A 13,389-nucleotide genomic window follows, 5' to 3' on the forward strand; every position below is an offset into this window, starting at 1 on the left:
GCGATTGACCCGTGGGTCAAGCAGTGCGGTATGGCTGTGACGTTCTTTAACAATCTGGAAAAAGAAGCAGTAATGTCTATTGGACGCGTCTTGAGATGGGCGCAGAAGATAGACGGGTAGTGATTGAAAGTATTGTTTTGAGTGATCTGAAAAGACGCTTGGAAGATACGGCACAACGCGAAAACTCAACCTATAGCCGGTGCGTTGCAAGACGGACTTGTTATAGGGTCAAGCGAACAAGTGCATGTGGTGGATGCCTTGGCGATCACAGGCGAAGAAGGACGCGGTAGCCTGCGAAAAGCTGCGGGGAGCTGGCAAACGAGCTTTGATCCGCAGATGTCCGAATGGGGCAACCCGGCCCGTATGGGTCATCCGTGACTGAATCCATAGGTCATGTGAAGCGAACGCGGCGAACTGAAACATCTAAGTAGCCGCAGGAAGAGAAATCAACCGAGATTCCCAAAGTAGTGGCGAGCGAAATGGGATCAGCCTGTACCATTTAGCCTCTAAGTTAGCCGAACGCTCTGGAAAGGGCGGCCGTAGCAGGTGATAGCCCTGTAGGCGAAAACTCAGATGTGGAACTAGGGGTACGACAAGTAGGGCGGGACACGTGAAATCCTGTCTGAAGATGGGGGGACCATCCTCCAAGGCTAAATACTCGTGATCGACCGATAGTGAACCAGTACCGTGAGGGAAAGGCGAAAAGAACCCCGGGAGGGGAGTGAAATAGATCCTGAAACCGCATGCATACAAACAGTCGGAGCCTCGCAAGGGGTGACGGCGTACCTTTTGTATAATGGGTCAGCGACTTACGTTCAGTAGCGAGCTTAACCGGATAGGGCAGGCGTAGCGAAAGCGAGTCCGAATAGGGCGAACAGTTGCTGGGCGTAGACCCGAAACCAAGTGATCTATCCATGGCCAGGTTGAAGGTGCGGTAACACGTACTGGAGGACCGAACCCACTAACGTTGAAAAGTTAGGGGATGAGCTGTGGATAGGGGTGAAAGGCTAAACAAACTTGGAAATAGCTGGTTCTCTCCGAAAACTATTTAGGTAGTGCCTCGTGTCTCACCTTCGGGGGTAGAGCACTGTCATGGTTGGGGGGTCCATTGCGGATTACCTCGCCATAGCAAACTCCGAATACCGAAGAGTGCAATCACGGGAGACAGACGCCGGGTGCTAACGTCCGACGTCAAGAGGGAAACAACCCAGACCGCCAGCTAAGGTCCCTAAAATTGGCTAAGTGGGAAACGAAGTGGGAAGGCGAAAACAGTCAGGAGGTTGGCTTAGAAGCAGCCACCCTTTAAAGAAAGCGTAATAGCTCACTGATCGAGTCGTCCTGCGCGGAAGATGTAACGGGGCTAAGCCAGTTACCGAAGCTGCGGATGCGCACGCTAAGTGCGCATGGTAGGAGAGCGTTCCGTAAGCCTGCGAAGGTGCATTGAGAAGTGTGCTGGAGGTATCGGAAGTGCGAATGCTGACATGAGTAGCGATAAAGGGGGTGAAAGGCCCCCTCGCCGTAAGCCCAAGGTTTCCTACGCAACGTTCATCGGCGTAGGGTGAGTCGGCCCCTAAGGCGAGGCAGAAATGCGTAGCTGATGGGAAGCAGGTTAATATTCCTGCACCGTCGTTAGATGCGATGGGGGGACGGATCGCGGAAGGTTGTCCGGGTGTCGGAAATCCCGGTCCCTGCATTGGAGAAGGCGCTTTGGCAAATCCGGGCGCGCAATTCAAGGGTGTGGGGCGAGCGGCGTTAAGCTGCGAAGCAATCGGAAGGGGTCCCAAGAAAAGCCTCTAAGCTTCAGTCTAACGAGACCGTACCGCAAACCGACACAGGTGGGCGAGATGAGTATTCTAAGGCGCTTGAGAGAACTCGGGAGAAGGAACTCGGCAAATTGGTACCGTAACTTCGGGATAAGGTACGCCCTGCTAGCTTGACTGGCTCGCGCCAGAAGGGTGAAGGGGTTGCAATAAACTGGTGGCTGCGACTGTTTAATAAAAACACAGCACTCTGCAAACACGAAAGTGGACGTATAGGGTGTGACGCCTGCCCGGTGCCGGAAGATTAAATGATGGGGTGCAAGCCCTTGATTGAAGTCCCGGTAAACGGCGGCCGTAACTATAACGGTCCTAAGGTAGCGAAATTCCTTGTCGGGTAAGTTCCGACCTGCACGAATGGCGTAACGATGGCCACACTGTCTCCTCCCGAGACTCAGCGAAGTTGAAGTGTTTGTGATGATGCAATCTACCCGCGGCTAGACGGAAAGACCCCATGAACCTTTACTGTAGCTTTGCATTGGACTTTGAACCGATCTGTGTAGGATAGGTGGGAGGCTTAGAAGCGCGAACGCTAGTTTGCGTGGAGCCGTCCTTGAAATACCACCCTGGTTTGTTTGAGGTTCTAACCTAGTGCCCTGAATCGGGCACGGGGACCGTGCATGGTAGGCAGTTTGACTGGGGCGGTCTCCTCCCAAAGCGTAACGGAGGAGTACGAAGGTACGCTAGGTACGGTCGGAAATCGTGCTGATAGTGCAATGGCATAAGCGTGCTTAACTGCGAGACCGACAAGTCGAGCAGGTGCGAAAGCAGGTCATAGTGATCCGGTGGTTCTGTATGGAAGGGCCATCGCTCAACGGATAAAAGGTACTCTGGGGATAACAGGCTGATACCGCCCAAGAGTTCATATCGACGGCGGTGTTTGGCACCTCGATGTCGGCTCATCTCATCCTGGGGCTGTAGCCGGTCCCAAGGGTATGGCTGTTCGCCATTTAAAGAGGTACGTGAGCTGGGTTTAAAACGTCGTGAGACAGTTTGGTCCCTATCTGCCGTGGGCGTTGGAAGTTTGAGGGGGCCTGCTCCTAGTACGAGAGGACCGGAGTGGACGAACCTCTGGTGTACCGGTTGTCACGCCAGTGGCATCGCCGGGTAGCTATGTTCGGAAGAGATAACCGCTGAAAGCATCTAAGCGGGAAACTCGCCTCAAGATGAGACTTCCCCGGGGACGCGATCCCCTTGAAGGGTCGTTCAAGACCAGGACGTTGATAGGTCGGGTGTGTACGCGCAGTAATGCGCTCAGCTAACCGATACTAATGGCCCGTAAGGCTTGATCCTATAACTGGTCCGTTTTACCGTTGTGCCGTCCTCGACGACATAATCCTACCGGCTGCTTCTTGTTCCAGATTCGCTGGCGCGCCCCGCCGCGCGACAGCTCCCCCTTTTGCCTGATGACCATAGCGAGTCGGTCCCACCCCTGCCCATCCCGAACAGGACCGTGAAACGACTCCACGCCGATGATAGTGCGGATTGCCCGTGTGAAAGTAGGTAATCGTCAGGCTCCCCCCTTGCCCCCCCAACGCCCGCTTCCCCCCCGAAGCGGGCGTTGTGCTGTGGCGAACGCCCCCCGGCTCCGCCTACCTCGCTGGCTCAACCCGCACTCGAGCACCGCCTGCCCCGAGTGGGGGGCCGTTCCCCCTGCGCGGCAGTGCCACCCCGTATGGACGAGCTTGGCCCAATCAGTCGCGCGTGCTGCAGCCCGCACGGCCCCAGTGCGGGCCCCACGGCGCGATGCGCGCCACTGCCAGTGTCGAGAAACGTATAGCAATCTGGCTGGGTCGCCGGAGAACATTCGCCCAATGCCTTGCGCCATTCACTGCGCGTCAGCAGCGCCGCACAGCCTGAGCACAGACGGCGCTGTGGCATGTGGGCTTGGCGCTCAGTGGCGCCGCAGATGCGCGCCTGGCGCAGCGGCTGGGCATCTCGATCAGCGGCGAAACGATGCTTCGTTTGCTCAAGCGCAACGGTCAAAAGTACGTCGCGACGACATCCAACCCTACCATAGTTGGCGTCGATGACTGGGCATTCAAACGCGCTCATCGCTATGGCACCCTACTGGTCGACATTGAGCAACGGCGCCCATTAGATTGGTTGCCCGATCGTGATGCGACATCGGTGGCGAACTGGCTAACAGGAAACCGCACAATTCGCATCGTGTCGCGCGATCGCGCTGGGGTTTACGCCAAAGGCATCACCCGTAGCGCGCCGCAAGCCATACAAGTGGCCGACCGATAGCATCTATTGAAGCATCTTGGCGATGCCATTGAACGCGCGCTAAGTCGCTGCCAGCGGCCTATCCGCGAAGTTGCACGCTCGCTTGATCACGAACACGCTTTTCTCGCATTGCCGGCGATCGAATTGAATACGCTGCACGTGGTAGCAACGTCACGAGCGAAAAAGGCCGACTGTACTGAAAGGTGGTCCAAATTTACCTTGCGCGCAACAATGCGCATACCTGGCACGCGAACATTAAAGTATCATATCCTATGCAGCGGTATAGTTTAGCCTATGCGCGTACCATTTCACCGTGTGTTGAAATCGACGAACGGGCTAGCTCGCTCAATGTGAATCTGGCTGGAGCCGGTGGGCGAGCAACTCTCCATCGACTTGTGTGTCAAGCATAGCGGATCCATGAGGAGCGGAAAATGAAAACAAATGTCGTTCAGCAGGACGCAGTGCATCAATCCTCGCGCCGCTCGAGTAGGCGGTTATCCGAGAGGGGGGACGAGTCAACGCAGACATTTAAACTAGCACCGATTCAAGCCGTGTTGGCTAGACTTTCGTCTGCTTCGCAAGCGAACCAAGGCGGTGAACAAATTCCGTATCAACAATTGGCAGCGGCCTTTCAAGAGGGGGATATTGTCTATGGTCTAGATGCGCCGAGAAAGCGCGCACTGGACACGTTAAAGCAAGCCGGGTTTAGTAACTTAGACCAAGGCAGCGGCGTCACGCAAAAGCGGGATGCGCTGCCGCCTAAAAGAATTTTGATTCAAAATGACTTGACAAATGCGGTATGGGATCCGCTGGATAAGCCCTACGTTTACCAGTCAGACAAGCGCATCAAAAAGACGTTAGCCGATGCCCAGCGAGGTATTGCATTCAAAACGTTTTTGTCCCGTCATCCCCGCTACAATGTTGCTAGCGAAGTGACACCAAGCCAACAATTAACATTAGAGGCGAGTAAGGCTTTATGGAAGAAAACCAGTAAGGCGGGACTTGAGTACCAGTTGTTGGTCAGGCAAAAAAACATTCACTTTATTGTGGACGACATTGATGAAAATCTCAGTGCGGTAGCGGGCAAGACAGGGCATGGGACCAGTATTACATCCAGTGAACTGAGATGGCTGTATCGGCATCAAAAAACCGATCAGGTCAAGCAGCATGTGCGGTTTTGGAAAAAGGACAGAGAAGTTCCGCACTATGAGATCTTTAACTCGAAAAAATGGCGGTTTGGACCTGATTATGAGCAAATGTACCGGCCCAAGCAAAATTACTGGCATGCTAGCTGGTTGACCAGCGCCCGTCCGCCCAGGCCAAAGTGAACCGTCGTCGATCCGTCTGCGTTGGAATCGGTGAAGTTGAAGATGGGAAACGCCGGTAGGCCAACCTTATTATGGGTAATCGTACTTTTTTGCACAATTTATGGCGTTTTGACCATAAAAAATCTTTATAAAATAACAGTAAAAAATTCTTCAATGGCGTGCAAGCCGTGAAGATGCTTAGTCTGCTGCGAGCACCTCTCTAAGTCACTACTGCCAGGTTTCGTATGATTCGAACGATTATCTCGCAGAAGGTACGCAATTTACTGCCTCCACGGCGTCTTCCGTCGCGATAACAGACACTGACATCTTGACCCGATCTTCGGCAGGCATTCTCGTTGTCCTTGCGCGCATCAGATGGAGGGAAACGGTCAGCCGATGATGCCATTGAACCCTTCACCTTTGGGTGCCCACTCGCGACCAATGACGTTTGTAGATTTTTCTTTGTGACTATCGCCATGGCTTGTTTTGACAGAACTGCATGTCGGCGCTCGAGCACTGGCTTTGTCACATTGTATTGTAAACGAGCTCGGGTCAGCTCGGGGGCTAAAGAAGAAAAAATCGCTTTATCACGCTCACCATTTTCCGGCGACGACCATTCGCTACGCAGATTGATGGTACGGTCGTTTCAGCCTGAGCTCGCGCGACATCAAAGTGGAGACCCATCAGTTGCGATCTCGCCGTGGTCACCGTGGCAAACGGGACTGGTATCTGTTGCATTCGATAGTTTTATTTTTTGAACAGCTTATCGTTTGAACCCATTCGCCTGTTGACTCAAGTGAATTTTTCAAGAAGGATGCGTATGGCGATCTTATGAAGAGGAGCAAAGCCATGACGGCGTTTGATGATGCATTTGAAAAGACGGTGGCCCGAGAAGGAGGCTACTCTAATCATCCTGATGATAGCGGCGGCGAAACATCCTATGGCATTACTGAGGCGGTGGCGCGAGCAGAAGGGTATTCGGGTCGGATGACCTTGTTGCCCTTAGCAACCGCCAAAGCCATTTATCGGCGTCGCTATTGGGAGCAGCTGCATCTGGAGGACGTTGCCACACTATCAGCGCCGATTGCGCTTGAATTATTTGATACCGGTGTCAATATGGGCGCGCAGGTGGCAGCACAGTTTCTGCAGCGTGTGCTCAATGTGTTCAATCGTCGGCAGGCCGATTACCCCGATATGATGGTAGATGGTTTGATAGGCCTCAAAACCACCGCGGCGCTCAAAGCTTTTCTGGACAAACGCAAAGAGCCAGGGCAAGTGGCGCTTCTCAAGGCACTCAATAGCCTACAAGGGGCGCGTTACATTGAGCTGGCAGAGAGACGAGAGAAAGACGAAGCATTCGTGTTTGGCTGGGTAATGAACCGACTATGAAAGGTACTTCCCACCCCAAGCTATTTATTTCAAAATTAGATGCAATGCGTAGCAATGTTCTATGATTTTTTTATTTTTGTGCGAATCGCTACATATCCGTAACAATGCCATAGTCGCACTTAATTGAGCGATGTCAAGTGTATTGTTTCACGGCGGCTTGTTTTTAAAGCATAGTCGCTGTGCCTACATTGCTAATTCTTTCAATGATGGCGGTTTAAGTCAGGATTCGTTTGGGCAATGAGATAAATGCGGTATATAGTGTTTTTGCCTTTTTCAGCCCATCTAGCGTTCCGGCTGCATGAGTGCATGGGATAGGTTTAGTACACAGGCAGGAGCAGAAACCTTTGTGGGATAGCAGTCGACGTGCCTTAGGCGGGGAACACAGCTGCCACGGTCAAGGAGAGTGCAATGCAGCATTTGCTGAGATGGATCGCACCCTATGGTGTTCTATTCATTGTAGGGATTGCCTTGGGTTGGAGCATAAGCTCGGTCATCGCTGGTAGGCGGCTGGCTGAAGAACAAGCTGCGCGAGCCCGGGACCATGAACAGCATGCCGAACAAATAAAAGCGATTTCAGACGCAGCTTTGGCCGCGCAACAGAAAGCGACCGCTATGCGTGAGGTCCAGGCCCGCCGGATTGAAACGCTGGATGCACAACTGAGTCAGGAGCGCCAAGCCCATGAGAATGAAAATCAACGTTTGCGCAATGCTCTTGCTGCTGGTACTGAGCGGCTGCGTGTCGCCGTCGTCAACTGTTCAACCCGTAGCCGTGACGTGTCCGACTTTGCCTCCACCACCGGAATGGGCGATGGTTCCCCCACCTACGCAGACCTCGACCCAGCGGTTGCAGAACGCGTTTTCCGGGTCGCTGACGACGACCAGCGAGAAATAGATAAGCTCAAGGCCTTACAAGCTTACGTGTGCGCGGTGCGGCCTGAAACCGCAGAGTGTCCCGTGGCCGGGCTTCAGTCGGCGGTACCATGACAAAATGTCTTGAACGATTGGTCACCAAAGGAGGTATCAATGCAAGTCTGTAGTGTAATTCAAGCGTACGGTGATCGGGCAACCACGTAAGCGAAATGCGTTGGTTGCCCAGATGGCCAGCCCAAACAATGTCCATACGATACAGTTGTAAGCATAGCATGCACGGTCCGATCAACTGGATGCCGGATGCGCGAACATATAGCAGAGGTATAGCATGATGTGGTGCTTTGAACTATTATTGCGTGTGCCTTCCGTGTTCAGTTCAAGGGCCTGGACACAGGATGACCTAACCCTGATAAGTGGGGTAGTGTGCGGTGCATTGATATTTTTGCTGCATAGCCGTGAACCGTCGTGGCCGCGCAAGGTAGCATATTTCGGCGTATCAGTGATTGGCGGATTTTCGGTGACCTCGTCAGTGCAGCAGTACGTGGGGCTACCGGAATGGCTTGCCGCGTTTCTGTCTACGGCGGCGATCGTGACACTGGCCAATACACTGTTGGGTTGGTCAGAGAAAATAGTACCGGAACTGTTGACTCAGTTAACCTACCGGATCATTGGGAGTACGCCTGTTAATGACACTAAGAATAGCGAGTTAAACAAATGATAAAAGCGGCGATAGCGTACTTCAATGCCTACAGCGTATGGGACTTGCTGCTGCTGTGGATGAATGGGGTATTGGCAAGTGCGATTTTTCTGATTCTGTTGTTTGCCTTTAGTGCGCCAGTACCCCGGCGCAGTCCGTTGAATTGGTATGAACGAGCGATACGATTTTGGTTGGTCGCGGTGTATGGTATTTTGGCGGTACGTGTATGTGCAGGATGGTATTCCACACCGGTGGAACCGACGCATGTGGCGGTCAATGCCTTGGTGCTGAGTTTTGTGATGATGGCGCGTGGAGATGTTGGCGTCATCACCGAGGCGTTGCGTCAAACGCGCAAGACACGCCGGAGGGTATTAAGCGAGCGTAAACAGCCGTAGCGAAGCTTTCTTTGATTCAATACAATCGATGAGGGCAGATCTTGTGTGCGATTCACAGACATCGTTTCAACTAAAATGAGGCGATGGACCGAGAGATTGCCGCGCGATTACGTTGGGTGCACATGTATCACGAGGCCGGCGTTGCCGGCCTCGTGTGTGCGCGGTGTGGCATCTCTCGACCGACACTTCGCAAATGGCTACGCCGCTATCAGCAAGCCGGCGAAGCCGGTCTCCAATCCCAAAGCCGCCGTCCACACCGAAGTCCAAACCAGAAGGTTTCTGAGAGCGATCGAGCAACGATCCTCCGACTGCGTGCCGAGCACAAAGGCGCGCGGCGGATCCAAAATGAGCTGCGATTGCATGAGCAAAGAGAACTATCCCTCGCGACCATTCACAAGATCTTGTGCCAGGCGCGTGTGACGCCATTGATTCGACCCAGGCGAGCAGCGCAGCCCAAACGTTATAGCCGTCCAGTTCCGGGCGATTGCGTCCAGATGGACACGATGAAGATCGCACGGGGCGTCTATCAGTACACCGCCGTCGACGATTGTTCTCGCTTCCGTGTACTAGCCGTCTATTCGCGCAGAAATGCACGTAATACGTTGCTTTTTCTTGATCGCGTCATCGAGGAAATGCCGTTTCCGATTCAACGTATCCAGACGGATCGGGGCAGCGAGTTCTTCGCCGAATCAGTGCAGCGGTGCCTGATGAGCGAGTGCATCAAATTCCGACCGATCCCACCACGTTCGCCACACCTCAATGGCAAGGTCGAGCGTTCGCAACTCACTGACTTGAACGAATTCTGGCCCCGTCATGGCCTGACCGAAGGCACGATCGAAGAGCAAATTGAACAGTGGCAGTTCGACTATAACTGGCGCCGCCCGCACGGATCACTCGGTGGCAAGACGCCTGTCGATTGCATAGCAGAACTGGGCGAACTGACACCCCTCTCGGAAGAGGTAGTTGGTGCCTACGACGAACTGAAAGAGCGCGTTCAACACCGCGAATGGCGGCTCGACAAGACCCTTGCTAAACATCACCGGAGCGTGTTGGAACTCGTGGCTCAGATAGGAGATACAAGTTCCAACACGTCACGAAAACGGCCCTCTAAAAAGTGAAACGATGTCTGTGAATCGCACAGATCTTGCGGTTGGTTGAATCGTCCAATTATTCGGTATACGAGTTGACGGTATTGGGAGCGCACCTGTCGGCGCTCTTTAGCAAAACTCGCCGGCATGAATTCAGTACCGCACTGTGCGCCGCTCCAATGCCATGATGGACGTAATCGCTCGGATTGCTATGCCGCTTCGATGATAGCGCGGGATCGATTCATAGCGCGCGAGCCGCGCTTGTTGCTCTTTCGTTCGCGACGTTGGTGCCACGCCAGGCCAATTCGATTGCGGCAATGCGAAATAAGTGTGCTCGTAATCGAGCGAGCGTGCAACGTCGCGGATATGCCGCTGGCAGCGGCCGAGCGCACGCTCAATGACATCGCCACGATTCTTTAGAGCGTGTTATGCACTTTGCAAGATAGGCGCGGCATGAACGAGCATGAGCATGGCAAAGATGACGAAATGCAAGTCGACGAGCGTTTCAGGCAAACGCTCGTCGTCGCGAGCGATTGAGCCATCCAAAACTGCGTTCGACGACCCATCGGCGCGGCAGCAGGATAAAGCCCTTCTTTGCCTCTGACCGTTTGATAACCTGCAATTCGATGCCTTCATCTTGCGCGGCTTGTGCCGGCTCTTCTCCTATATAACCTTGGTCGGCAAAGGCAAGCTTCACGCTCTGCCCGCTCACAAGTTGCCCCTCTTGTGCTAAACCGGAACCTGCGCGCGCGCTTGCTCATTGACCGGCGTGACATGAACCGCCAGCCAATGCCCGAGCGTATCGACGGCCATATGCACCTTGCTTGCCCGTTTGCGCTTGTACCCGTCGTAGCCTGCGCGTGGGCCACGCTCGCAGCTCGACTGCAACGTACGCCCGTCCAGAACCACCGCACTGGGCTGGCCTTGCCGGCCCTGCGCAACACGCAGCACCGAACGCAAATCCTGAACCATCGCTTCGAAGCAGCTCGCTCGCAGCCAGCGTTGAGTTTGCTGATACACCGCTTCTCATGGCGGAAAGTTCGTCGGGCAGCATGCGCCACGCAGCGCCTGCACGAGCTAGCCAACGCAGCGCGTTGAACAACTCGCGCAATTCATACCGTCTTTGCGGTGCGTCTGGCTCCATCAACGTCAAATACGCAGCAGCGAAGCGCCATCCTTCGTCCGTCACGTCGCTCGGATAGGGTCTGCGTTTCTCCATCTCGATTCGATTTTGAGCCTTGCTGAAAGTGCATAACACGCTCTAGGCGATGAGGTGGGGCGGCCTGTTGGCATCAAAAATCGTTTGGCGGAGAGCGAAATCGCGTCCACGCAATTAACTCGTGCAGTTTTTGCGGTTGCATCCTCTGGCGCAGAGTAGCAAACCAAAAGTGGTTGGTTGCTTGTGCGTTCGACAAATCTGCACGTGCTGCGCTGGGCTTTGCAAGGCGGGTGTTAGATGCAGCAATATATTTTGCGATCTGCTGAAATAAATTAGGCGGATGGGGCGCCCATTGGCTACTCGTTAAATTTTGTTCGGGCTCTCCTGTTTTTTGGACAGTGGTAAACATGCCGGGTTTAAAATTGTCCACCTTACCTGATACTTGCATTTCAGGCATGCCATAATTATAGTTCGCTTCAAATAAACGCCGTCCGCGAGGTGTCGGTGTTGACTTCTCTGTGACCGGCATATCGAAACCCGTAGAGACCCGGCCATTTCCTTTGCCGTGACCGAGCCGGAGATTGCCGGTAGAGTCGAACGTATTAGCCATAAAATTTTTATAGGCTTGGAGTCGATCCGCCGGCGTTTTTCCCTCAAAAGCCCTTTGGATGTCGGCAGCCATCCGGTTGCGTTTTAGGATATTAGCATTGTAATCGGTGGCAACCCACACATCACGTAATTCAGTACCATAACCATGGCGAGTATATTCATCGGCCAAAATCGCACGGCCGAACCCGCGTAGCCGGCCCATCGCTGCCGCCTGCTTTGCCAGTCCCGCCCGTTTTTGTTTCCAGATAGATTTAGCCTCATCCTCTCCGATATTATCATCTTGCTGATTTTGCGCTTTTTCCGCTTCTTCGAACTGTTGCGCGCCCGCTCTGTACAGTAATGTCATTTGATTCATCAAATGCTGACCGGTTGCGCTCGCAATGAGGTGGTTAATGCTTGTTGATCCAGGGTCTTTGCCTTCATTCACCGCAGCTTCCTGGTGGGTTAGTGGGCGACCCGTTTGTTGTGCTGCCTCGGCATAAAAAGGTCGTTTCGAGTTATATTGAGTGTAGCGCTTGCTAACATCTTCACCATAATATTGCTTAAGCCACTGCTTATCCGCGTCACTAATAGCGGCCGCAGGCCCATATTTTACCTGATAAACGATATCAGGCCTGTTAGCATCGTGCTGATCATCATAATAGAAGCTTTTTTCTTCCAGCTCGGGTAATCGACGCTGCGGTGGCTGGGCGAAACCCGCTAGGCTTTTGCGGACTAATTCGATGGTACGCTGATGAAAATCGCGTTGCTGCGCATCCTGTAGCACATCTGATGCCAACGTGGGCTCCGAAAGCTTGCGTTGCCGACTTCGCTCTGTCCAGTGTCGAGCGCGTTTATTCGGCAAGGCGTGTATCGGTTCCGACTCTGAGTATGTCCGTTTCCGCTTCATTTCCCCTCCTAGTAGAGGCGACTATGTATCGCTTTTTCGCTGCCCGGCCGTGGCTTAAAAACTGCGCTCGCAAGTTTGTGTCAAATTTCTACGCTGATACCAAGTAAGATATCGTCGATGTACTTGACGATCAAGCGCTAAGCGGTGTTCGACGAAAAGAAGTGGCCGCGGTGTGCGGACAGTGTTCCAAGATTTTAAGTGGAACATCCGGGGCAGTCATGCTGCCGATTTGATCGCAGGCAGCGTCGCAAAGTATGCACCAACCGGCTAGATTTGAATCCAGCCGGCTCGTCGCATTGTCCACGTACACCAGCAGCGTGCACTGTGGCGCGCGCTCCTCAAACCACGAATGCTCGCTGCCGTCAATCTGGATCAGCTCGCCCAGGCATGCGCGCCGTACCCGCGGCTACTGAAGCGCCGGTTAACAAATTCGATCCCAACGCCTTTGACCTCGATTTCGCAAATCAGCGGTTCTTCGAGGCCAAGTTTTGATCGTCAATGCGGTCTCAAAATGCCGTTTACGCTTCTCCATGGTTGGAGCGCCTTTTTCGCAGGTCGACCATTGAGTTTAGGCTAAGTTGCTCAACAAGCGCTGGCGGTTCTACAACGGACCACGACCGCCTAACGCTCATCATTACCCAACCTTCTGCCATGGCCCGTCGAGACTAGTTGGTGTCCGACCGTATCGACTTACGGTTCATTGCCCGAGTGATCATTAAATTCCGCTTTGGGTCACCCGCATCGTAGGCTGTTTCGCCGTGGGCGGAAACACTTGCCATGAGCCGTCGTCGTGCCTGAAAAAGAACACGGTCTGCACGCCTGTCGGCCTTGAGGCTTCTATGCACACGTAGCGCCGCTGATTGGAATGCATGCGGCTGAAGCGTGCAATTCGAATGGACGTCTCAAGAGTGGGCGAGAACCATTTATCGATAAGCAACCG

The 13,389-nt window shown here is 53.7% G+C and carries 8 protein-coding genes, 2 rRNA genes and 1 pseudogene; 9 read left to right on the top strand and 2 right to left on the bottom strand.

Features of this window, described 5'->3' with window-relative positions; translation table 11 throughout:
• Nucleotides 1-226 precede the first annotated feature (226 nt).
• The 9 genes from B0B13_RS04595 (at nt 227) to B0B13_RS04635 (ending at nt 9,822) form a co-directional block, all read left to right on the top strand.
• Nucleotides 227-3,110 (top strand): 23S ribosomal RNA (locus B0B13_RS04595).
• Between the two features lie 109 nt (nt 3,111-3,219).
• Nucleotides 3,220-3,333, top strand: a 5S ribosomal RNA gene (rrf, locus tag B0B13_RS04600).
• 365 nt (nt 3,334-3,698) lie between these two features.
• The gene (locus B0B13_RS04605) at nt 3,699-4,067 is read left to right on the top strand and encodes a transposase (protein WP_083703636.1); all 369 of its coding nucleotides are present in this window, start codon (nt 3,699-3,701) and stop codon (nt 4,065-4,067) included.
• A gap of 410 nt (nt 4,068-4,477) precedes the next feature.
• Complete coding sequence (locus tag B0B13_RS04610) at nt 4,478-5,374, top strand: hypothetical protein (RefSeq protein ID WP_139337320.1); 897 nt, start codon at nt 4,478-4,480, stop codon at nt 5,372-5,374.
• A gap of 828 nt (nt 5,375-6,202) precedes the next feature.
• The gene (locus B0B13_RS04615; RefSeq protein ID WP_076794679.1) at nt 6,203-6,742 is read left to right on the top strand and encodes a glycoside hydrolase family 108 protein; all 540 of its coding nucleotides are present in this window, start codon (nt 6,203-6,205) and stop codon (nt 6,740-6,742) included.
• Nucleotides 6,743-7,150: 408 nt separating this feature from the next.
• On the top strand, nt 7,151-7,726 hold the full coding sequence (locus B0B13_RS04620) for a lysis system i-spanin subunit Rz (RefSeq protein WP_076794682.1): 576 nt from the start codon (nt 7,151-7,153) through the stop codon (nt 7,724-7,726).
• A gap of 214 nt (nt 7,727-7,940) precedes the next feature.
• Nucleotides 7,941-8,330 carry a putative holin gene (locus tag B0B13_RS04625; RefSeq protein ID WP_083703637.1) on the top strand — a complete coding sequence of 130 codons (390 nt, stop codon included), beginning with the start codon at nt 7,941-7,943 and terminating at the stop codon, nt 8,328-8,330.
• On the top strand, nt 8,327-8,704 hold the full coding sequence (locus B0B13_RS04630) for a hypothetical protein (protein ID WP_076794687.1): 378 nt from the start codon (nt 8,327-8,329) through the stop codon (nt 8,702-8,704). The genes B0B13_RS04625 and B0B13_RS04630 overlap by 4 nt, the downstream gene beginning before the upstream one ends.
• A gap of 83 nt (nt 8,705-8,787) precedes the next feature.
• Complete coding sequence (locus B0B13_RS04635; protein WP_076794689.1) at nt 8,788-9,822, top strand: IS481 family transposase; 1,035 nt, start codon at nt 8,788-8,790, stop codon at nt 9,820-9,822.
• Between the two features lie 396 nt (nt 9,823-10,218).
• Here B0B13_RS04635 and B0B13_RS17100 read toward each other — a convergent pair.
• Both B0B13_RS17100 and B0B13_RS04655 read right to left on the bottom strand, forming a co-directional pair.
• Nucleotides 10,219-11,011, bottom strand: a pseudogene (locus B0B13_RS17100) (IS5 family transposase).
• A gap of 73 nt (nt 11,012-11,084) precedes the next feature.
• Complete coding sequence (locus tag B0B13_RS04655; protein ID WP_076794697.1) at nt 11,085-12,338, bottom strand: hypothetical protein; 1,254 nt, start codon at nt 12,336-12,338, stop codon at nt 11,085-11,087.
• Between the last annotated feature and the right edge of the window lie 1,051 nt (nt 12,339-13,389).

It is taken from the genome of Burkholderia sp. b14, assembly GCF_900156195.1.
Taxonomy (GTDB): Bacteria; Pseudomonadota; Gammaproteobacteria; order Burkholderiales; family Burkholderiaceae; genus Mycetohabitans.